22 protein-coding genes and 1 tRNA gene are annotated in these 19,334 nt (G+C 42.6%); 8 read left to right on the top strand and 15 right to left on the bottom strand.

Annotated features, from left to right (window positions below; all coding sequences use genetic code 11):
• Positions 1-42: 42 nt before the first annotated feature.
• The 8 genes from CWO27_RS10690 to CWO27_RS10660 form a co-directional block, all read right to left on the bottom strand.
• Positions 43-507, bottom strand: coding sequence for an acyltransferase (locus tag CWO27_RS10690; RefSeq protein ID WP_107898951.1), 465 nt, complete (start codon positions 505-507; stop codon positions 43-45).
• A 113-nt stretch (positions 508-620) separates the two neighbouring features.
• Complete coding sequence (locus CWO27_RS23580) at positions 621-770, bottom strand: hypothetical protein (RefSeq protein ID WP_165886753.1); 150 nt, start codon at positions 768-770, stop codon at positions 621-623.
• A gap of 93 nt (positions 771-863) precedes the next feature.
• Positions 864-1,220 carry a hypothetical protein gene (locus CWO27_RS10685; RefSeq protein WP_048660037.1) on the bottom strand — a complete coding sequence of 119 codons (357 nt, stop codon included), beginning with the start codon at positions 1,218-1,220 and terminating at the stop codon, positions 864-866.
• Positions 1,221-1,276: 56 nt separating this feature from the next.
• Positions 1,277-1,930: a DJ-1/PfpI family protein gene (locus tag CWO27_RS10680; RefSeq protein WP_017085588.1), complete on the bottom strand. Its 654-nt coding sequence runs from the start codon at positions 1,928-1,930 to the stop codon at positions 1,277-1,279.
• A 115-nt stretch (positions 1,931-2,045) separates the two neighbouring features.
• Complete coding sequence (locus CWO27_RS10675; RefSeq protein WP_048660035.1) at positions 2,046-2,510, bottom strand: GNAT family N-acetyltransferase; 465 nt, start codon at positions 2,508-2,510, stop codon at positions 2,046-2,048.
• Between the two features lie 19 nt (positions 2,511-2,529).
• Complete coding sequence (locus CWO27_RS10670) at positions 2,530-2,880, bottom strand: hypothetical protein (RefSeq protein ID WP_107898950.1); 351 nt, start codon at positions 2,878-2,880, stop codon at positions 2,530-2,532.
• Positions 2,881-3,205: 325 nt separating this feature from the next.
• Entirely contained in the window at positions 3,206-4,453 is a 1,248-nt protein-coding gene (locus tag CWO27_RS10665) for a RidA family protein (RefSeq protein WP_107898949.1), read from the bottom strand.
• 633 nt (positions 4,454-5,086) lie between these two features.
• The gene (locus CWO27_RS10660) at positions 5,087-5,971 is read right to left on the bottom strand and encodes an AraC family transcriptional regulator (RefSeq protein WP_009845512.1); all 885 of its coding nucleotides are present in this window, start codon (positions 5,969-5,971) and stop codon (positions 5,087-5,089) included.
• Positions 5,972-6,164: 193 nt separating this feature from the next.
• Between CWO27_RS10660 and CWO27_RS10655 the strand changes: the two genes are divergently transcribed.
• The 6 genes from CWO27_RS10655 to CWO27_RS10630 all read left to right on the top strand — a co-directional run bounded on the left by CWO27_RS10655 (position 6,165) and on the right by CWO27_RS10630 (position 12,154).
• Positions 6,165-7,313: an iron-containing alcohol dehydrogenase gene (locus tag CWO27_RS10655; protein ID WP_107898948.1), complete on the top strand. Its 1,149-nt coding sequence runs from the start codon at positions 6,165-6,167 to the stop codon at positions 7,311-7,313.
• A gap of 234 nt (positions 7,314-7,547) precedes the next feature.
• Positions 7,548-8,294, top strand: a complete 747-nt coding sequence (locus tag CWO27_RS10650) for an amino acid ABC transporter ATP-binding protein (RefSeq protein WP_048662590.1) — start codon at positions 7,548-7,550, stop codon at positions 8,292-8,294.
• Entirely contained in the window at positions 8,294-9,091 is a 798-nt protein-coding gene (locus CWO27_RS10645) for an amino acid ABC transporter permease (RefSeq protein ID WP_102433397.1), read from the top strand. Before CWO27_RS10650 ends, CWO27_RS10645 begins: the two co-directional genes overlap by 1 nt.
• 12 nt (positions 9,092-9,103) lie before the next feature.
• Positions 9,104-9,913 (top strand): transporter substrate-binding domain-containing protein, encoded by an 810-nt coding sequence (locus CWO27_RS10640; RefSeq protein ID WP_017093706.1) that lies wholly within the window; start codon positions 9,104-9,106, stop codon positions 9,911-9,913.
• A gap of 177 nt (positions 9,914-10,090) precedes the next feature.
• The gene (locus CWO27_RS10635; protein ID WP_048660028.1) at positions 10,091-11,017 is read left to right on the top strand and encodes an amino acid ABC transporter permease; all 927 of its coding nucleotides are present in this window, start codon (positions 10,091-10,093) and stop codon (positions 11,015-11,017) included.
• A 192-nt stretch (positions 11,018-11,209) separates the two neighbouring features.
• Positions 11,210-12,154 carry an ADP-ribosylglycohydrolase family protein gene (locus CWO27_RS10630; protein ID WP_102478476.1) on the top strand — a complete coding sequence of 315 codons (945 nt, stop codon included), beginning with the start codon at positions 11,210-11,212 and terminating at the stop codon, positions 12,152-12,154.
• 66 nt (positions 12,155-12,220) lie between these two features.
• Here the strand turns inward: CWO27_RS10630 and CWO27_RS10625 are convergent, their stop codons facing one another.
• Positions 12,221-13,105 carry a LysR family transcriptional regulator gene (locus tag CWO27_RS10625; protein ID WP_102478475.1) on the bottom strand — a complete coding sequence of 295 codons (885 nt, stop codon included), beginning with the start codon at positions 13,103-13,105 and terminating at the stop codon, positions 12,221-12,223.
• Between the two features lie 102 nt (positions 13,106-13,207).
• On the opposite strand from CWO27_RS10625, the gene CWO27_RS10620 reads away from it, so the two are divergent.
• Entirely contained in the window at positions 13,208-13,819 is a 612-nt protein-coding gene (locus CWO27_RS10620) for a LysE family translocator (protein ID WP_107898947.1), read from the top strand.
• Between the two features lie 113 nt (positions 13,820-13,932).
• On the opposite strand, the gene CWO27_RS10615 is transcribed toward CWO27_RS10620, so the two are convergent.
• The 6 genes from CWO27_RS10615 to CWO27_RS10590 form a co-directional block, all read right to left on the bottom strand.
• A complete protein-coding gene (locus CWO27_RS10615; RefSeq protein ID WP_057623223.1) occupies positions 13,933-14,493 on the bottom strand; it encodes a hypothetical protein in 561 nt (186 codons plus the stop codon).
• 215 nt (positions 14,494-14,708) lie between these two features.
• A complete protein-coding gene (locus CWO27_RS10610; protein ID WP_107898983.1) occupies positions 14,709-15,140 on the bottom strand; it encodes a GNAT family N-acetyltransferase in 432 nt (143 codons plus the stop codon).
• Positions 15,141-15,247: 107 nt separating this feature from the next.
• Complete coding sequence (locus tag CWO27_RS10605) at positions 15,248-15,742, bottom strand: GNAT family N-acetyltransferase (protein WP_107898946.1); 495 nt, start codon at positions 15,740-15,742, stop codon at positions 15,248-15,250.
• A 47-nt stretch (positions 15,743-15,789) separates the two neighbouring features.
• The gene (locus CWO27_RS10600) at positions 15,790-16,212 is read right to left on the bottom strand and encodes an N-acetyltransferase (protein WP_102433401.1); all 423 of its coding nucleotides are present in this window, start codon (positions 16,210-16,212) and stop codon (positions 15,790-15,792) included.
• A gap of 135 nt (positions 16,213-16,347) precedes the next feature.
• A complete protein-coding gene (locus CWO27_RS10595; RefSeq protein ID WP_004731484.1) occupies positions 16,348-16,686 on the bottom strand; it encodes a zinc ribbon domain-containing protein YjdM in 339 nt (112 codons plus the stop codon).
• A 179-nt stretch (positions 16,687-16,865) separates the two neighbouring features.
• Positions 16,866-18,029, bottom strand: coding sequence for a threonine/serine exporter family protein (locus CWO27_RS10590; protein ID WP_004731486.1), 1,164 nt, complete (start codon positions 18,027-18,029; stop codon positions 16,866-16,868).
• Positions 18,030-18,554: 525 nt separating this feature from the next.
• Here CWO27_RS10590 and CWO27_RS10585 point away from each other — a divergent pair.
• Positions 18,555-18,629, top strand: a tRNA-Gly gene (locus CWO27_RS10585).
• The last annotated feature ends 705 nt before the right edge of the window (positions 18,630-19,334 follow it).

Below are 19,334 nucleotides of genomic sequence, written 5' to 3'. Positions count from 1 at the left end.
GCTGCACCTTATGATTCATATAACGCGGCTTCTATTCTGAATTTAAGGTAGGTCTCTTAACTTCTTAGCCGGGTTGCCTGCATAGATACCTTTCTCGGTAATGTCTTTGGTCACTACACTGCCCGCGCCGATTACCACCCCTTCGCAAATCCTGACAGACAACACTGTCGCATTGGAGCCGATGGTAACGTTATTTGCGATAACAGTTCGTCCCCAACTGTCTGGGTTTTGATCTGGCTTGCCCTCTTTGAACAAGTCATTCGCGAACATCACGCCGTGGCCTACGAAGCAGTCACTTCCGATCGTCACATACTCACAAATAAAGGTATGAGACTGAATCTTACTTCTGTCACCGATAACCGAGTTCTTTTGAATCTCAACAAAAGGGCCAACGAACACATCATCTTTAAGCTCACAGCCATAAACGTTGCTTGGTTCGATGATAGTGACATTTTCGCCACACGTAATATCAGTAATCTGCGCCTTTAAAACTCTAGGACTTGCCATACTTCCTCTCGACATTGGCATCATAATTCAACATAAGCGATTGTGCCGTAAGCATTAAAACGCATCAAATAGAGATGTTGAGAGTTGGCAGTGGATCAAAGATCCTGCTTAAGTTAAAACAAGCCAACCAACACGACTGACAACAGTATGCCTCCGATAAAACTTGGGGCATGAAATGGGCGAGCTTTAGATTTTACGTACTCTTTCTGAAGTTCTTCTTGGTAAGTTTTGACAGCAAGTTCTTTTACGTAGTTATTTTGCATAATAAGCTCCTTTTAAATGAGTAAAAGAAGCTTAAGACTTAAAGTTAGGTTGAAGTAAAGTGAAAATTCAAATTAATCGGCATGTTTGTCTTGCTACTCAATAATGACTCTGAAGACATCGTTATTCACACCACCAACATCCACTAACTCTCCGGGCTTCATAACAAGCGAGGCGTTTAGTTGTCGTGTTGAACGCGGCTCTTTCTTTTCTCGAATCACGAGTATATCGACGAAGTAGCCAGGATCTTGCTTACGTATTGCCCCTGAAAAAGTCACGCTTTCAGCCCTATCAGCGAGCACTGAACTAAATGTTTTATCTTCTAAGACACCCGCAGAGATCGACGTATTACCATAAAAAAGAGTGACAGTTGTTGGGTCAGGAGCTAACTCTGGTTTGGATGAACAACCCATCAGGGCTAGGCACAACAGTAAAATAATTCGAAATTGCATAAACTGGTTTTCTTTCTCTCGTTAAACGCTTTTTGTAAAAATACCATGACGATGATTTAACTCACCGCGTCTGTAAGCTCAGCTTTGAATGACTTGTTGTGTAAGTTATCAGCCTCTGCAGACTGGATGGTTCTAGAGATAAGCTCTTCGAAGAGCTCTAGCTGCCCTGCAGGGATGAGCTGATTTTGTATCGCCCTACGTTTGTTAGAATCAAATAACCGCTCGGCCACCCAACCAATTAAGTAGACCAGAGAAAGGCACCCACCAGCTGTAGCAATGTTGCCTTCGATGACTAGAGGTAGATCTTGAACATCTCCACCCATCGCTTCTAATGTTGGTTTTGCATGCGGGTTTGTTGTTAACCTCTTGCCTTTAAGTAAACCGAGTTCGTGCAACACAAAAGATCCCGCGCAAATCGACCCGATTAACTGCTCGCTCGGATCCAACTGTAATGAGTTCATGAACTCTGGTTCTCTCAATGCAGCCGGAATACCACGATAACCACTTGTGATCAGCACAACGTCTTGCTGCGCAACTTCACTCAAATGACCATCGGTTTTCACGGTCATACCCAAATGTGAGCGATGCTCGAGCTTGGTTCCGAGAACCTTAACCTCCCAAGAGTCTGTCGTTCTTCCTAGTAAGTCATACATCAAGAAGAAGTCTACATCGGTGAAGTCATCAAATAATACGATTCCGACTTTGTACATAATTCATGCCCTTGCTGATTACTCTCGAAAGATAAGAAGCGTTAATAGTGATGCGTTTGATAGAAAGGTGATATTAACCACCACACACTTGAGGTCAAACTCGATCCACAATTATTTATGACCCCAAGGTAACAGCGACGAAGTTAGCCCATTTTCTTTTTACTTCAGGAGTCAACGCTAGTGTAAATTCATAACCTAAGTGATTCTCACGTGTTATTTCAAACCCTAATCGCTTATGAAACTGCACCGACAGTTCATTTAGGCGTAAAACATTGCTTACTAATACCCTTGAATCGCGCTCTTTCAGTATATTTACAATGCCACGAAATAAAGCAAGAAAAGCGGCTTTACTTCTATAGTCTGGGTGTACCACAAACATAGGGACAAACCACTTTCCATCCCCTAAATCACTCAACGTTGTGTAGCCAATTAGCTTATTCTGTCGCCGATATTCGACAAGCAGTCCTTGTTCCATTGATTGAGTGCGCGATGCTAAATACACATCTCTATCTATTGGAAAGCCCGCTTCTTTTGAAATTGACTCTAATGTCATCAAGTCCAGCTCTAAATATTCTTCCATTACTGCCTCTTACCCGTACTTAAAAGAATTGCAGAACAAAGCACGCAATAAACGCCGGTAAGCCAGCAATGAATAACACTAAGCCCGTTTGATAATTCATTCGATAGTGTTCTTGTTGGTCTTTAGCAAAATCGTGCCCGTCGACCATTTTGTAGACTTTGTCTGTAATAGGATCATCTAAGCGCGTTGTTTTGCTATGAACGCCTCCCTCCCACAGAAGTTTTGCCAATATCCAAATGACAATAACGACAAAAAATAAGAAGTCGACGAGTCGAGTAGAAGAAAAGAAAGGAAAAAACTGCGACAGCACATAAACGACCATTGCAGCCATCAAATTGATAAGCACCACTTTTTTTAACAAATCGAGCAAATGAACCTCCTCCAGAATCTTAGTACCTCAATAACAGGTATTTATAAAATTTAGATTTCTCGGTCAATCAAAAATTATGCGCAAGATTGCACTATATGAAGTGCCGCATGTTTAACAACCTTTATTGCTGATAGGAAGCATTACACCGCTCGTGGGGATGTATTGAGGTGGCGCTTACATTCGCGCCCAACTTGTGATGAATTAGAGTCATTGATTCGGTATACACTGTCGCTTAATCGCAGGCCTTCAAACTGAATCAGCTCTAATTCCAAGTTAGGAAATAGAGCCGAAATTTCAACGCTGTTATCGATGTGTGTAACGATGTTTAAGCAACAATGTCTTGTGGAGGTGTACCTTCGCAGTTAGAAACGACGGCATCAATTTGAATTAAAGCGTTCATAGGAATCTCTGAAACCCCAACCACCGTTCTTGCCGGTAAATCAGCATTAAAGAACGTAGTGTAGATTTCGTTCACCGCATCAATATCTGAAACATCTTTAAGCTGAATATTAATTTTCACCGTATCGTCCATGCTGTGGTCAACACTTTCAATGATCGCCTTAATATTCTTAAGACATTGTTCAGTTTGCTCTTTTATACCACCAGCAACCACTTCATTGGTTTTCGGATCTACAGGCAGTTGACCTGAAATATGATTGTAGTGAGAGAAAGCAACGGTGTGCGAATAAGCCATAAATGGCGCATCAACCGTATTATTAGCTTCGATAACCAGTAAGCGAGTGTCTTCTGGCAGTTGTGGCGGTGTACCGTCGCCATGTGAAACGGATGTATCAATTTGAATTAAAGCGCCCATTGGTAGTTCAGCGGCATTAACAACCGTTCGCGCTGGAACATAACTTGGGAAGAACTTAGTACAAGCTTCGTTTACCTTTTCTGCATCTTCGATATCTTTTAGGTAAATAGTGGTTTTAACCACGTCATTCATGACATGACCGATGCTCTCTAGAATCGTTTTAATGTTTGCTAAACATTGTGTCGTTTGTTCTGTGATACCACCTGAAACCAACTCACCTGTATTTACATCGATAGGCAATTGAGCCGAAAGGTTGTTGTAGTGAGAGAAAGCCGCTGTTTGCGTAGAGACAACACTATGCGGAGCGTTATCTGTATTTCTTGATACCTTTACCAGCGCGCAAGGTGCTTGTGGTTTAGTGCCTTCGCCGTTTGAAATCAGCGCATCCATTTGAACTAAAGCGTCGCTATTCGGTAGCGCAGCTACGCCCACAACTGTACGTGTAGGAAGACTATTGTTGAAGAAGCTTTTGTAAACTTCATCGATAGCATCGATATCAGAAATATTCTTAACGAAAACATTAATCTTCACCACATCATCCATAACATGGTCGATGCTTTCAACAATGGCCTTAATATTATTCAAGCATTGTGCTGCTTGGTCTTTAATATCACCAATCACAACTTCACCTGTTTTAGGATCGACAGGTAATTGAGCTGAAAAGTTATTATAATGAGAAAAAGCGACCGTTTGTGTAGATACAGAATTTTTTGGTGCGTTTTCAGTATTTCTTGAAACTTTAATAATATCGCTACTCATCGGAATTATCCTTTTAATAATATAGTAATACGTGTTTATGTGGAACAATCGTATTGGAAAGAATGATTGAAGTAGCGCCATGTTAAGTGAATTATTTTAGGGTAAACGTGATACCTGTCAGACTCTAAGGTGACTATAAATCAGCAGGTTATAGAATAATTAGTCATCACACGACTAAATATCCGTCACATTTGGCTTTATCAACTGCTAAATTCTCTTTAATTTTTAAACTATTCAATAATATTGAATACTCTCTCTGGTAATTCTATGAGTTATTCCAAAAATTTAGATGCTGTTTGATAGGTTGTTCACAATAAAACAGCCGTATTATCAGAACCATCGAACTATCAATAAAATACCCTGCATAAACTCTTAAGCTATTTAACTAATTATTTTAAAGAGCCTATTTTATACAAGTACGTTAATAGAATGTTCGATACTCAAATGCCAATAATCTGACAAAGCCCATGATTAGATACATTTACTCATATAATTAAACAAGCGAGATGTTTAGGGTAACTGGGTGAGAAAGGTGGTTGTGATACTAAGAAGTGCTGTTTTCTGAAATGAAGATGGCGTCAGACGAATTATCGACGCCATAGCTTTTGGGACATGGCTTTTTTGAAAGAAGAACTAAACAGCTCTAGGGGTGGTATTGAAGTGGCGCTTAAACTCGCGGCTGAATTGGGATGGGCTCGAGTAGCCGACTCGGCGAGCAGCATCGCTGATGCGAAGGCCTTCTAGCTGAATCAGTTCTTTGGCTTTGTTGAGTCTCACCTTCTTCAAATATTGAAGAGGTGATTCAAAGGTGACATTGCGGAATGCATTGTGGAAGGCAGACACGCTCATGTTAGCTTCATCGGCAAGCGATTGAACAGTGATGGTTTGGTCATACTCTTCATGCACTTTAGACAGCGCTTTAGCGACACGTGCATAGTGTCCGTCATGATGAGCTAAATCAAACAGCACTCGTCCTTCTGAACCGGTTAGGGCGCGGTAGACAATCTCGCTGACCATGGCATCGCCCAATATATTGGCTTCAATGTCACAATGTAGAGTTTTGACCAATCGAGTAAAGCTCTCCAGCATTTGCTCTTCCATTGGCGTCGATTCTAAGCCGCTCGAATTCTGCTTGTGCTTGTTGCAGTAGCTCTCTAGAAAGCCTTGGTCTTCCAGCTTTTTGACTAAGCTGTGCAAGCGCTGAGAATCGATGCTTATCGACAAACCAAGCAATGGTTCGCCATTTACAGGTAAGGCTTCACACTCCAATGGCATTGGCACGCCTACCACAAGATAATCACCAGCAGCGTAAGTAACGGGTCTGTCGCCAATGTAGATGTTCTTTTTGCCCTGCCCGAGCATGATAATACCCGACTGGTAAGTAAATGGCTGACGCTGATTCCCGCCACTGCTTCTATACAACCACACACCGCCAATTTCAGTTTCTCTGATCCCTTCGAGATCATCCCAACCTTTGTGTTCTACATAAGACTGTAACAACTGCGCGAGTGTTTTCATAAGTGGTGACTTTCCATTCCAAGTGCTAAGAGTATGTAAGCTAAAGCAGAGAAATAATATCAATTTTGTAGAAATAGGCAATTTATTTGGAGGATCAGCTCTTCATAACCCTATATTACTGTACTAATATGCAAATATAGAAATTGAGCAATAAACCAAAATAACAAATTTAGCTTTACACAAGGAATCTCTAATGCAATTTACTTACGTTAACCCTACTGTAATCCATTTCGGCCAAGGTCAAATCAACGCTATCAGCCAAGCGGTTGATACTTCAAAGAAAGTGCTAGTCATCTACGGTGGCGGTTCAATCAAAAGCAATGGTGTTTACGACCAAGTAGTCGCATCTCTTAAAGATCACGCTTGGATTGAGTTTTCTGGTGTTGAAGCAAACCCAACCAAAGAGACGCTAGATAAAGCCGTCGCTCTTGTTAAAGAAGAAAACGTAGAATTCATTATCGCTGTTGGCGGTGGTTCGGTAATCGATGGTTCTAAGTATGTTGCTGCAGCGGCTAAATACGACGGTGACGGTTGGGACATCCTAGCGGGCAAACACCAAGTAACAGAAGCGACGCCAATCGGCGCAGTGCTGACGCTTCCTGCTACAGGGTCTGAATCTAACATGGGTGCAGTAATCACTCGTAAAGCAACTCAAGAAAAACTGGCATTCATGAACCCTGCGGTGCAGCCTAAGTTTGCAGTAATGGACCCAGATGTAATGAAGTCTCTGCCTGAACGCCAACTAGTTAATGGTTTAGTTGATGCTTGGGTACACGTATGTGAGCAATACATCACAATGCCAACAGACGCGATGGTTCAAGACGGTTATGCAGAAACTCTGCTGAAAAACCTACTTGTACTGGGTAAGCAATACGACGAGCGTGACAACGACGCATGGCGTGCCAACCTAATGTGGACAGCAAACCAAGCGCTTAACGGCCTGATTGGTACGGGTGTTCATCAAGATTGGGCAACACACATGATTGGCCACGAGTTCACAGCACTATGGCACGTAGACCACGCACGCTCACTTGCGATTGTTCAACCTTCACTACTTCGTAACCAAATCGAAGCGAAGCGTTGCAAGCTTGAGCAAATGGGTCGTAACGTATTTGGCCTAGAAGCGGGTGCTGATTTAGCCGAGCGCACAATCGCGGCAATCGAAGCGTTCTACCACAGCCTAGACGTTGCAACTATGTTCGACGGCTACGAAACAAACAAAGAAACAGCGATCGACAATGTTGTCGCTCAACTTGAATCACATGGCTACCTGCAACTTGGCGAAAACCAAGCAATCACGCCAGAGAAGACTCGTGAAATTCTAGAGTCTGCGATTCAATAGCGTTCAAAATTAGAGCAAGGAAAACAAGGTTCTAAGGAAAATCGTCATAATCTAAAAATTTATGCCGTGAAACTGAACCAAATTCTTTGCCCTTGCGTATATCCTCAAGCAGCGTCCAAATCAGGCGCTGCTTTTTATTTGCCCTACAAGATGCTATTAAATTCTCATAAGTCCCTAATTTTATGTGCAATCATATTTCTATATTGTTAAGGTAAACCTGTCTCTTTACTAGGTATGAACAACGATTTGAACAATCTCAAGGAAATGGTTAAGTTTAAGTCACTTAACAAGTGGTATGGTGATTTTCATGCCCTAAAGGATATCGATTTAAATATTGAACAAGGAGAGATAGTGGTGATTTGCGGGCCGTCAGGTTCGGGTAAATCAACCTTGATCCGTTGTATCAATCAGCTAGAACCTTTCGAGAGTGGCGAGCTTTCTGTGTTAGATCAAGCACTTCCGAGCAAATTCAACACCCCAGGCCAAGTTGGGATGGTGTTTCAGCACTTTCATTTATTCCCCCATCTTACTGTGCTTGAGAACTTAACTTTGTCCCCAATTCGTACGCTTAAAAAAAGTAAACACGAAGCCGAGAAGCTTGCAATGCACTATCTTGAGCGTGTACACATCGCAGAACAAGCCAACAAATACCCAGTGCAACTCTCTGGCGGTCAGCAACAACGCGTGGCTATCGCCCGTTCTCTATGTATGAAGCCGGAATTACTCTTGTTCGACGAACCAACTTCAGCGCTTGATCCGGAGATGATCAACGAAGTGCTCGATGTAATGGTTGAACTGGCGAGTGAAGGTATCACCATGGTGTGTGTGACCCATGAAATGGGCTTTGCGAAACAAGTGGCCGACCGTGTTATCTTCATGGATGAAGGACAAATTGTGGAATCGAATACGCCACAAGCGCTCTTTGAAAACCCGCAACATGAACGTACTCAAGCGTTCCTAAATCAGATCCTGACTTATTGATGTTGCTTCGAATTATTAAACCCGCCCTATCCGCTTTGGTACAAATTATTGTGCTCGTGGCTGCGGTTGTCTGGATCCTCGATTCTGGCGCACAAACCATGGGATACAGCTGGCAGTGGGAGCGCGTGCCGGACTATATTGCTTTCTATGAAGATGGTGAATGGTGGCCAGCAGAGCTGGTTGAAGGGCTACTGGTTACCATCAATATCTCTTTGATTTCTTTGGTCGCTACGTTGATCATTGGTTTAACGACAGCGCTATTGAGAAACTCAAACTCTGTAGTCGGACGCACCTTAGCCACCAGCTATGTTGAGTTGATTCGTAATACGCCGTTATTGGTACAAATTTATTTGCTCTATTTTGTATTTGGCCCCGTATTAGGGCTGGATCGCTTTAGCACTGCCGTTTTAGCCTTGGCACTTTTCCAAGGTGCTTACACCGCCGAGATATTTCGTGCCGGTTTAAATGGTATTGCGAGAGGACAATTTGAAGCAGCTCAATCCTTGGGCTTATCAAAGACCTATACTTACTGGGATGTGATTCTTCCTCAAGTGGTGCAACGCACCTTGCCACCTTTGACCAATGAAGTGATCTCTCTTATTAAAAACTCTTCGATTGTGAGTGTCATGGCTATTTTCGACCTGACAACCGAAGCCAGAAACATCGTTTCTGAAACCGCGATGCCATTCGAGATTTGGTTCTCTGTGGCGATCATTTATCTTGCTCTTACACTTTCACTTTCTTCCGTTGCTGCTTGGCTTGAGCATAAGCTCGGAGCTAACTGGCGAACACAATAAGGATTTATCAGCATGAAGCTATTTAAAACCGCGATTACAGCCCTACTTGCGCTTGCCGTAAGTTTGCCTGCACTTGCTTCTGAAACGCCTAACCTCGATAAAATCAACGAACGTGGCTCACTGCGCGTTGGTATGTCGACATTTGTTCCTTGGGCAATGCGTAACAAACAAGGCGATCTTGTTGGCTTTGAAATCGACGTGGCGAAACGCCTTGCCGAAGATTCAGGTTGGAAAGTCGAATTTGTACCTACGGCATGGGACGGCATTATCCCTTCTCTATTATCGAAGAAGTTTGATGTGATCATCGGCGGTATGTCTATTACTGAAGCGCGAGCTAAAAGCGTACTGTTCACTGAACCATACTCGCACTCTGGTGTTCAACTGGCTGCTAATAAAGAGCTAGCGGAAGGTTTTACTCAAATCTCTGATTTTGATTCTCGCCGCGTGAAAATTGCCGCTCGTCGTGGTGCGTTCACCGTTCAAGTGGCTCGTGAAACCTTCCCTAAAGCGAAAGTTCTACAGTTCGATGACGATGCTCAAGCATTCCAAGAAGTGTTAAACGGCAACGCGCACGCAGTTATCGCGTCTAGCCCGAAACCAGAACACGAAGCGATTAAAAACGCAGATACGCTATTTATTCCATTTGAAGAGCGTCTATCCAAAGGTAACGAAGCATTTGCAGTTCGCCTAGGTGAAACTGACAAGGCAGAATTCTTCAACGAATGGATCAAAGCACGTACTGAAGACGGTTGGTTGAAAGAGCGTTACGAGTACTGGTTCTCTACTCTGGATTGGCAAGATCAAATTGCTCAAGGTCAGTAATCTGAAGTTGAGCTCACTTTTTAATATGAGCTAATCTGTCGAATCTGAATCAAGGCAGTGCACTGTTTGCACTGCCTTCTCATCGACGATTTAAGTAGCCTTTTTAAGTAGCTTTATTTGATTCGTTTTAGATCCAAGCAACAACCCAATAATAATTAATGTTTAAACAGGAATGACGTGAGTAGTACTAGCGCATTAACAACACCTAAGCCCAACGTTCATATGAAGCCTTGGTATCAACGCCTTACTCTTTTAGATGGTGTGTTACTCGCTGTCATTTGTGTGTTTGCAGGCTGGCTTTATTATCGCTCTGCTGTTGGTATTAACTACCAGTGGCGCTGGGAAGATGCGTTTACCCTGATTTTTATTCCGCCATCCGAAGGTAACGTCCCGTACTTTTTCCAAGGCTTGATCGCCACACTGCGCTTGAGTGTCTGGAGCATGGTGTTAGCACTCTCTTTTGGCACATTACTTGGCGTCGCAAGGCACTCCAAAATCGCTTTCTTCAGAACGCCTGCACTGATTTTTATCCAGTTGGTTCGAAATATTCCGCCACTGGTGTTTGTCTTCATCTTCTATTTCTTCGTTTCTAACCAACTGATTCCATTACTTGGTTTAGAAAGTATCTTACGTGAACATAATGGCGAGATTAACGCTGTTCAAGGTTTCCTATTCGGCCCAGCTAACCTTTGGGAAAACTTAGCATCTGGTGTTATTTGTATTGGTTTGCTCTCTTCGGCTTATATTGCGGAAGTGATTCGAGCGGGTTTAGAAGGTATTCCTAAAGGCCAATGGGAAGCCGCCGATTCACTTGGCTTGTCTGCATTGTCTAAGTATCGATTTGTGGTTGGCCCACAAGTATTGACTGCCATCACCCCACCATTGGCTGGCCAAGCAATATCTTTGGTTAAAGACACGTCGATTGTGTCTCTAATTTCCATCCAAGAGATGACTTTTGTTGGTACTGAGATGGCCAACTCTTCCGGTTTGATCTTCGAGATCTGGCTGATTGTTGGCTTCGTATATTTTACTTTGTGCTTTGCACTTTCGCGTCTATTCAAAGTGATTGAGCAGCGTTCTAGCGCCTACCTTAACCATCAGTAACACCATTAATCAAAAGTATCGACTCGCCCGACTATTCATTGCCCTTATCAATTTCACCTGATTGGTTTAAGCTATTGACTAATCAGGATTTATCTCTTCATATTTCTTCTTAGAAACACAGCAAAATACTCGCCTAATCACTATACTTAAAGTATCGAACTGCGTTGATTCTTCTCAAGGACATCACTCAACATGGACAATCATAAAGAAAGAGCTTTTTACGCTGTTGTTGGCGCCTTGGTTGGCGACGCCGCTTCAATGGGGCTGCACTGGCTGTATGACCAAGAGAGAATCTTACACGTGGCGGGTTTTGAACCAGAGTTTCGCTCACCGAATCAGTTCGATTACCAAGACAAGGGCTACTTTGCGCACCAAGGTAAAACCGCAGGTGAACAATCGCAATACGGTGCTCAGCTCTTGGCGATGGTCGACAGCTTAGTCGACAATAAAGAATACGATGAAGCGAGTTACATCAAACATTTCCGTTTCTGGTTTGATTTTGGTGGTAGTTGGCAAGGCTACATTGATAAAGCAACGCGTATGAGCTTGTTGAACATCCATCAATTAGAACTAGAGGACGCCTCTATTGCTGCGTGTGGCGCAGACGATACACAACTTCCCGCAGTCTCAAAGATCATTCCATTAGTGGCATGTACTTATACCTCACACACCTTACCCGCGATGGTAGAGAGTGCGGTACGAGTGACCAACAACAACGACAAAGCCGTGGAATGGGCGCAGGCAATCACTCTATTAATTCAAGCCGCGATACAGGGTAACTCTCCGCTTCAGTCGGTAGAAATGGTAAGACAAACCTGCAGCAAGTTTATACACGATCAAATCGATGAAGCATTAGCAGAACCTGAACTTTCAATCACTGAGGCTGCAAAGAAATTTGGATTGCATTGTGAATTGAGCGCCGCGTTCCCACTACTAATTCGCATCATTGCGGGTGCTCAGAGCTTTAAACAAGCTATTCGAGATAACATCTTATGTGGCGGTGATAGCTGCGGTCGTGCGATCGTGATTGGCGCGGTATTAGCGGCTTGCTTCTATGAAGAAGACGGAGCGATTCCAACAGAATGGCTAAACCAAGTAGAACTCAATGGTGGTGTCTTGTCTTTGCCGATTGAGTGATTCCCACAATAACGAACTAAAGTCTGACATAAGACAAGCACACTTCTAGGTCGGAGACTGTCGTTCCTATAAGGTTGGAACACACTGTGACAACTCATTCTTTAGCCAAACCACAAACGGGCTTTCTGGTTCATCTTGCTTGTCATCTTGTGTGAGCAATATGTACTGATGACCGGAAGGCACAAAGCCGAACGGTGCGATTAAGTTGCCTCTATTCAAATCATCAACCACCAATGGATAAGAGCCAAGAGCCGCTCCTAACCCATCAACGGCCGCTTGAAAGCAAAAATAGAAGTGTGCAAAGGTTTGGTTTGAAATAGCTTGCGGCACCATTCGGCTATCAAATTCACTATCTTTGGTGATGGATGCCCAGTGGCTCCAAGCGTTTGGTCGCGTGCTGCTGTGCAGTAATTTTACATCGGCTAACTTGTCTTTGACCTGTTGCCAGTAATCAGGCGAGAACACAGGGCCAACCCACTCTTCAACTAACGGAATCTGTTTATAATGCTCGATTACGTTGAAGTCGTCTCGGCGAATGGCCATATCTAATCCAGTTGCGCCTAATGTCACAGGTCCACCTGCGGTAGACAATCGGACATCAATTCCGGATTCGTTATAGAAATCACCGAGTCGAGGCATTAACCAACGCATGGTCAATGTGGGTTCGCATGAAACCTCCAACGCGTGATGATTCAGCTGATTAAGCTTGTGGACTCCAGTTTCCAAGGCTTGGAACGCTTGCTCTGTGTAACCTTTGAGTAATTCCCCCTCTTTGGTGAGACACACATTCCTGCCCTGTTTATAGAACAAGGCGTGAGATAAGTGATTTTCCAATACCTTGATCTGCTTACTCACTGCGCCATGTGTGATATTGAGTTTATCCGCCGCATCACTGTAACTGCTCGAATGCGCTGCTATGTGGAAAATATGAAATGCTTTCAAATGTCTCATGCGTGATTTTTTCTCACAGATAGGTGGAGTTCATTTCGATTATAGGCAGCAATAAAAAACCATACAATGCTCGCTCATCAAATATAAAGAGTTGGAGTCATTATGGAGTGGTTAAGCCTAGCAGTATTGGGACTATTGATTGTTATTAGTCCAGGAGCTGATTTCGTTTTAGTTTTGAAAAACAGTGTCAATCAAGGAAGACAAGCAGGGATTTGGACTGCAATAGGTGTGAGTTTAGCGATTTGTGTTCACATCAGTTATTCAATGCTTGGGATCAGTTACTTAATCTCACAGAATGAGCAGCTGTTTGACATGATCAGATACGCAGGTGCAGCCTACCTTATTTATCTAGGGCTAAAAGGTATCTTGAGTGCGGACAACAAGCTTGCACCGATGGAAGATGCAAAACAAAGCACCAATGTTTGGCGCTATTTAACCCAAGGCTTTTTATGTAACGTGCTCAACCCAAAAACCATGTTGTTCTTCTTGAGCATCTTCAGCCAAATCATCTCACCTGATGCAGAAAACCAGCATGTCGCACTCGGCTATGGACTTTACATGATCGTTCTTCACGGCTTATGGTTTGGAATTGTCGCTATGCTGTTTACTTCGAATACATTGCAAAAGCATCTATTGAGAGCAAAGAAAAGGCTTAATCAAGCGTGTGGATTTGGCTTAGTGACGTTCGGAGCACTATTGGCGGTTAAGTCTTAAATAGAAGCTAAAACTAATAAACTCAATGATACAGTGTTCCATTGAGTTTATTTACAATTTCCAGCTAAGTTAACCAGTTTTAAGGCAGCTAATACTTTAGAGCCAACGAACGATTAGAGCTGCTGACTCTTAGGAGTTTCTATATTCCACCCTTCACCGATAGTATCTGATACCGCAAGCAGACCCTCAAGGTAAATGGAAACTTCTTCACTTGATTCAACTGTGAAATAAAAGTCCTTCTCAGTTTCCTGAGCAGCAAAGATTAGGTCATCAGTTAAAGTCAATGTGTTGGGTTTAACCATGTACTCACTCGACATTTCGATAGAGTGGTAACGTTTATATCCGTCTACAACGATCCCTCTTGGAACATTGCAGCGTGCTTCTTTAACAACGTAACTACCTGGCTTGATATTATCAAACAATACGTACTCTAGATCTTCGTAGACTGTCATTCTCAACGTCTCCGGTTCTTGAGCGAGTTCATCACCAATCTTTTCGTACATTAGAATCGAAAAAGTATCACACGGATAAACACTACCAACCTTAATGATCTTCGTAGTAATACCAATAGCTCCATCTCCATGAGGAGCAGATAGAGTATTCGACGCATTATGAGGTAACGTCATACAACCCGTTAAGCTAGCTACCAAAGCCATTGGCAGAAAATGTTTCATATAAAGCCTTTATTCTTATCAATATAATTATTCGGCGACCCTATCATTAAAAATCCAGACCGAAAACAAAGATTGATAAAATCTTGATATAGTTGGCATTATTTTATAATTCAGCTGACAGTTCTCATATTTACACGTCCTCTGTTGGCAGATGAAGGCAACTATCTGATGGAGATACAGGCTAAAGGAATGAGTTAATCTCAATTTATTACAAACTATTCACGCCACATATAGACAAACTCATCGTTTTGCGAGGTGATTTCGAAGCCAAACCTTAAATACAACTCCCCAACTCGATTACCTTGTAAATAACACAACTCTACAGGCTTATTGAGTTTGGCTGCTTGAGCTAAGCAATCCGTTAAAACTTGGCTGCCAATACCTTTGCCATGATATTCAGGCAGCAAAAAGAATCGGCAAAAGTAGAAGTGGTCACCCTTGTCTTTCAGCAACACACTGCCAATCGCTTTGCCCTGATATTCAATGATTTCAGGCCTTTCTTCTGCCCACTCTTCGGCGTGTATGCCTCGTTGAACTTGCTCATCCCAGCCAAAAACAGCTTTGATTGGCTCAAATTCAGCCGCCTTTTTTAGCTCGAACAGAAATTCATAATCTGATGACTGAGCAGGTCTTGTCGAATACTTCAAAATATCTCCAACAATAATCAATGAATCAAAATCTACAATGGCTTCATTTCCAAAAAGCTCGCTCACGACAAGTAAGTGAGAATGAGGAAGGTGCCATGCTTCAGTGTTCATTTAGGGTTTAGTTGAAAGCGTAGAACTTCGTGTTTATCTTGCTCTGAGTAAAAGGTATTTAAGAACTGCCCGCCACACTTCTCAATTACTTTTTGCGAAGCAATATTGCCGTACTCGCAGGTAATAATAGCGTTTTCGGTCAGTACGTGACGTTGAACCCAAGACAACATATGACTTGCGATACCTTGCCCTCTCGCTTGTGGCAAAGTCTCGTAGCCTATGTGTCCGATAACGTTATGAATGTATTCACTGGTACCATGACGAACTCTTATCACACCAAGGATTTGACCAGAGTCGATACAAAAATACGTAGAAGCAGGCGTCCAACCTTCTGGAAGTTCCTCACCTTTTGAATAAGCGACTCGCCTTTTTAAATACGCATCACTACTGTCAGAAATACCGGTGTAAATAACTAACCCATCCTCAGAGCAAGCATTCACATAATGATGAAAGGCACTTGAGTACGAAATATCAGCTTTGACCATGTCCATATAGTTTCGATTCCTAGTTACTGCTCTTTCGGGTTGAGCTATCAAGCCTAAGCTAAGTGCATGGTGTATTCTTGATGCCCTGTATGTTCATCAACTTGTTCATTCACAATAGAGAATCCTTGGGACAAGTAGAATTGAATCGTCGCTTGGTTCTCTTTATACACATTCAATGACAAGTTCAGACATTCAAGCTTAGCGTGTTGGATAAGTTGCTTACCAATACCACTGCCTTGATGTTCTGTACTGACAAAGATCGCCGCTAAGATCCCTTCATAAAGCGAATAAAAGCCACGAACCTCACCGTCTACTTGATACACGTAAGTTGTTGATGCCGGAATATATAGGTCACGCATATTGGCCACTTGCGACTCCCAAAACTCAGGAGCCACAAAGTCATGGGCCTTTATCGAGGCGGTTAACCAAATATCTAAAACAGCTTCAATATCATTTGGGTTGTACTCTCTAATCATCTTAATTCTCAGGCAATTAATATTGTTTAATGGGCTAACCAGTATGCCAAGAAGCGACTTAAACCTATTGAAGATTTACGACAATGTCCCAGTCAGAATTATTGAACGGCAATGATAGATCAATACCATTGGCCGCTATTGCTTCTTAACGTACTTCGCCGTAACAAGCATTTCACCGCCACCATCCAGCTTGCAATCTAACTGGTGATCTTTGCCTTCATTGATACGTCGAATCACTGCTTTAGTGCCGATTTTCAGTACAGAAGAACTGCCTTTGATTTTTAGATCTTTAATGAAGGTAACTTTATCGCCACTTTCCAATACAACGCCATTTACGTCCTTAACACGCGCGGCTTCTCTTTCTAAACGCTCTTCTTCTGGATTCCATTCATAGGCACACTCAGGGCAGATCAGGTTGTTTTGGTCTGGGTAGACATATTCAGATTGGCATTGCGGACAAGGAGGTAAAGACATACGTTAATACTTCATTTAAATAGAATTTGTCCCCATTTTAATGACTCTTGTTAGGCTTAGCGAGCACAAATCGAACCAATTTTCGGTAGCGTAACTTAACGTTGAAAAGAACAGCACCTAAAACGAACAAACACAGCCATTAAGCTGTGTTTGTTTAAAGGCCTAGGAAGTGGAACCGATTAACGTTCGACTTTTGGCGAATAAATCGAGTAAGCGGTGATTTGCCCTGCCACAATTGCAGAAAACATGAATAACGCCGACAAACCAATACTTGGAATAGGCAAAATAGATTGTTCAAACACCGACTGGCTGGCACTCACTAATACTCGGCTACCCGGAACCAAAATGATGATCCCTTGCACGATATAAATAGAGCCTGTGAGCTCCATCTTCTTGGCAATCCAAGTTCCGTACAGAGTAATAAGAACCGTGGTTACCCAAGTACCCACAACCCAACCACTATCAAAACCGAGGTAGAACGGCCCCCACATGCCAAGAACCGCAACTGGCAAGCCAAGCAAGATGTCTTTAGGGCGCGCATTGAACATCACACCGATAGATACTGAGATCAACACCAAGCCTGATATGTGCATCCACATCGGTACCGCATTGGTATAGTCGATGGAGACCGCTTGTCCCCATATTGCTTCACCAATATTGAGACCCATGATAATCCCAACAAACAGCTTGATCAGCGTTAACGCACTCTGCCCTAGTAAACTAGTACCAGAGACGAGATCGTTAAACGCCAAACACTCTAATGCGTTGGCTATGGATAACCCTGGTACAAATAAGACGATCGAGGCGATACACAACGCCCACACCGGAATCGGCAACCCTGTACTTGCCAGAAACGCCACAAAGATACCCGTTAACAATGCAGAGATGAACTCAACCGCGATAGCGCGACGTGAATGAAGAACTTGCTGACAGACCCAAACCATCAAACCCAATAACGCAGAAAAGCCCACAGCTTCCAACGTACTGCCCACCAGCATCAAATACGCAGGCGGAATCCCCATATTGGCTAGTGCAGTCACAAATTTAGAGTAACCGACAGGCTCTGGTACAGGCTCACTGCTCGGTTGGTTAATACGAATGATCGTATTGGCCAACAAACTCAGGTTAATTGACGCAGGCTTTAGACGCTTAAGAATAACGGCGTTGTTATCGTCTGGAAATTGATAGTTAATCGCAGTTGGCGTTGCTTGGATCATCACGTCAACACCATGCTTTTTTGCATAGAATTGAGTGTATTTCTCTAGCTTGTAAGGAGCACAGCCACTGCGGTGAAGAGTGTCACCAATTTCAACAATTTTGTTAATTCGGAACTGAGAAGGCATGGGTATTTTAGGGGAGACAAAATGTGCGGCAAATGTACCAAACGATAGACGGAATGACGAGACTTTTGCGTAAATTATCAACTGAACTCGTTACTTTTTTCTGCAAAGGCTTAGAAGTGCCTATATCTCTACTCATTTGGGATTAGTTTACTGAATGTTTTGACCTGCTGATAAGTTAAATTTATGCATTTAGATTGTTATTAACGGGCGCCAAAACACGCATGAAAATCAGTTTATGTTAACACTCCAAATACCTTAATTTTCATGAGATTTATGACAACTGAGCACCACTAAAACAGGTTTATAAATTAAGGTAGATTTATCGTAGAAATAAGCATGACATTTACTAATATTTCTAGCCCTCCTTTTAACGAGATTTTAGTCACATTTTATTCACTATGAAAATGCCGAACCTGATGGAAAAACTAGCGGAGTGGTGGTTATGCGAGCACTTAGAATAAAAATGAAAGAAAAAGGTTTCGTTTTCAGTTAGATGTGGCATTATCAAACTCGTTAAGACGATGTGCGTGCATCGTATAATGGCTATTACCTCAGCCTTCCAAGCTGATGATGCGGGTTCGATTCCCGCTGCACGCTCCAAGTCCTCTTGACTCCTCTCTCTTACAAATAAATAATTTTATAGCCCCCCTTTAGATAGCACCTTGAAAAAAGCCAATACGGAACTTATCCGTTGTATATTCATATTTTGTCGAAATAAATTGGGTCAGATTGGCAACAATAAACTGCCTTTTAACTTGAACAGACCAGTAACATTCGCCAAAACCGGTGTTACTTAGAACACCACGCATCCGCCAGTCTCACACGACCACCAAAAATCAGCACGTCCCTACTCGATGAAACCTCAACAGACTTTGCTAATAATTATGGTCACACGACCCAACCCATAAACAGCCATTAAGGGACCTCCGCCCTAGCAGCACTAGCAAATTGAATTTAGACTTATGATGTCATTTATCTCTTGAAGTATAAGTTGCGATTGAGTTTTTTTTATAACTTCAAGGCAGTGCTACTCGCACAAAGATGAAATAGCCCCCTAGCCAATCGTTTGTTGAATAAACTTAATACTAAAAAATAACTCTTTAATCGCCCCGCTCTGCGAGAGCAACAGTAAATACAGATGATGCGCCAAATTCTTAACACCACTTAACCTATTGATATAAATGATCATTATAGTAGCTAGCGGGCTTTATTTTATATTTATTTTGATAGCCACTATTTTTCATTATTTCTATTCATTTTCCCGATCTTTATTTCATTTCTTAATTCTCGACCACGAATGGGCAT

Source organism: Vibrio sp. 10N.286.51.C3, from assembly GCF_003050065.1.
Lineage (GTDB): Bacteria > Pseudomonadota > Gammaproteobacteria > Enterobacterales > Vibrionaceae > Vibrio > Vibrio crassostreae.
The sequence above is the reverse complement of the archived record's forward strand: the minus strand, read 5'-3'. Positions and strand labels throughout refer to the sequence as shown.

Excerpts from the sequence above, each read along its gene's own strand:
- CWO27_RS10640 (WP_017093706.1), top strand. The coding sequence starts at position 9,104 with ATGAAGCTATTTAAAACCGCGATTACAGCCCTACTTGCGCTTGCCGTA.
- CWO27_RS10625 (WP_102478475.1), bottom strand. The coding sequence starts at position 13,105 with ATGAGACATTTGAAAGCATTTCATATTTTCCACATAGCAGCGCATTCG.
- CWO27_RS10675 (WP_048660035.1), bottom strand. The coding sequence starts at position 2,510 with ATGGAAGAATATTTAGAGCTGGACTTGATGACATTAGAGTCAATTTCA.
- CWO27_RS10655 (WP_107898948.1), top strand. The coding sequence starts at position 6,165 with ATGCAATTTACTTACGTTAACCCTACTGTAATCCATTTCGGCCAAGGT.
- CWO27_RS10690 (WP_107898951.1), bottom strand. The coding sequence starts at position 507 with ATGGCAAGTCCTAGAGTTTTAAAGGCGCAGATTACTGATATTACGTGT.
- CWO27_RS10600 (WP_102433401.1), bottom strand. The coding sequence starts at position 16,212 with ATGATTAGAGAGTACAACCCAAATGATATTGAAGCTGTTTTAGATATT.
- CWO27_RS10630 (WP_102478476.1), top strand. The coding sequence starts at position 11,210 with ATGGACAATCATAAAGAAAGAGCTTTTTACGCTGTTGTTGGCGCCTTG.
- CWO27_RS10645 (WP_102433397.1), top strand. The coding sequence starts at position 8,294 with ATGTTGCTTCGAATTATTAAACCCGCCCTATCCGCTTTGGTACAAATT.
- CWO27_RS10620 (WP_107898947.1), top strand. The coding sequence starts at position 13,208 with ATGGAGTGGTTAAGCCTAGCAGTATTGGGACTATTGATTGTTATTAGT.
- CWO27_RS10650 (WP_048662590.1), top strand. The coding sequence starts at position 7,548 with ATGAACAACGATTTGAACAATCTCAAGGAAATGGTTAAGTTTAAGTCA.
- CWO27_RS10680 (WP_017085588.1), bottom strand. The coding sequence starts at position 1,930 with ATGTACAAAGTCGGAATCGTATTATTTGATGACTTCACCGATGTAGAC.
- CWO27_RS10685 (WP_048660037.1), bottom strand. The coding sequence starts at position 1,220 with ATGCAATTTCGAATTATTTTACTGTTGTGCCTAGCCCTGATGGGTTGT.
- CWO27_RS10615 (WP_057623223.1), bottom strand. The coding sequence starts at position 14,493 with ATGAAACATTTTCTGCCAATGGCTTTGGTAGCTAGCTTAACGGGTTGT.
- CWO27_RS10590 (WP_004731486.1), bottom strand. The coding sequence starts at position 18,029 with ATGCCTTCTCAGTTCCGAATTAACAAAATTGTTGAAATTGGTGACACT.
- CWO27_RS10660 (WP_009845512.1), bottom strand. The coding sequence starts at position 5,971 with ATGAAAACACTCGCGCAGTTGTTACAGTCTTATGTAGAACACAAAGGT.
- CWO27_RS10605 (WP_107898946.1), bottom strand. The coding sequence starts at position 15,742 with ATGGACATGGTCAAAGCTGATATTTCGTACTCAAGTGCCTTTCATCAT.
- CWO27_RS23580 (WP_165886753.1), bottom strand. The coding sequence starts at position 770 with ATGCAAAATAACTACGTAAAAGAACTTGCTGTCAAAACTTACCAAGAA.
- CWO27_RS10665 (WP_107898949.1), bottom strand. The coding sequence starts at position 4,453 with ATGAGTAGCGATATTATTAAAGTTTCAAGAAATACTGAAAACGCACCA.
- CWO27_RS10595 (WP_004731484.1), bottom strand. The coding sequence starts at position 16,686 with ATGTCTTTACCTCCTTGTCCGCAATGCCAATCTGAATATGTCTACCCA.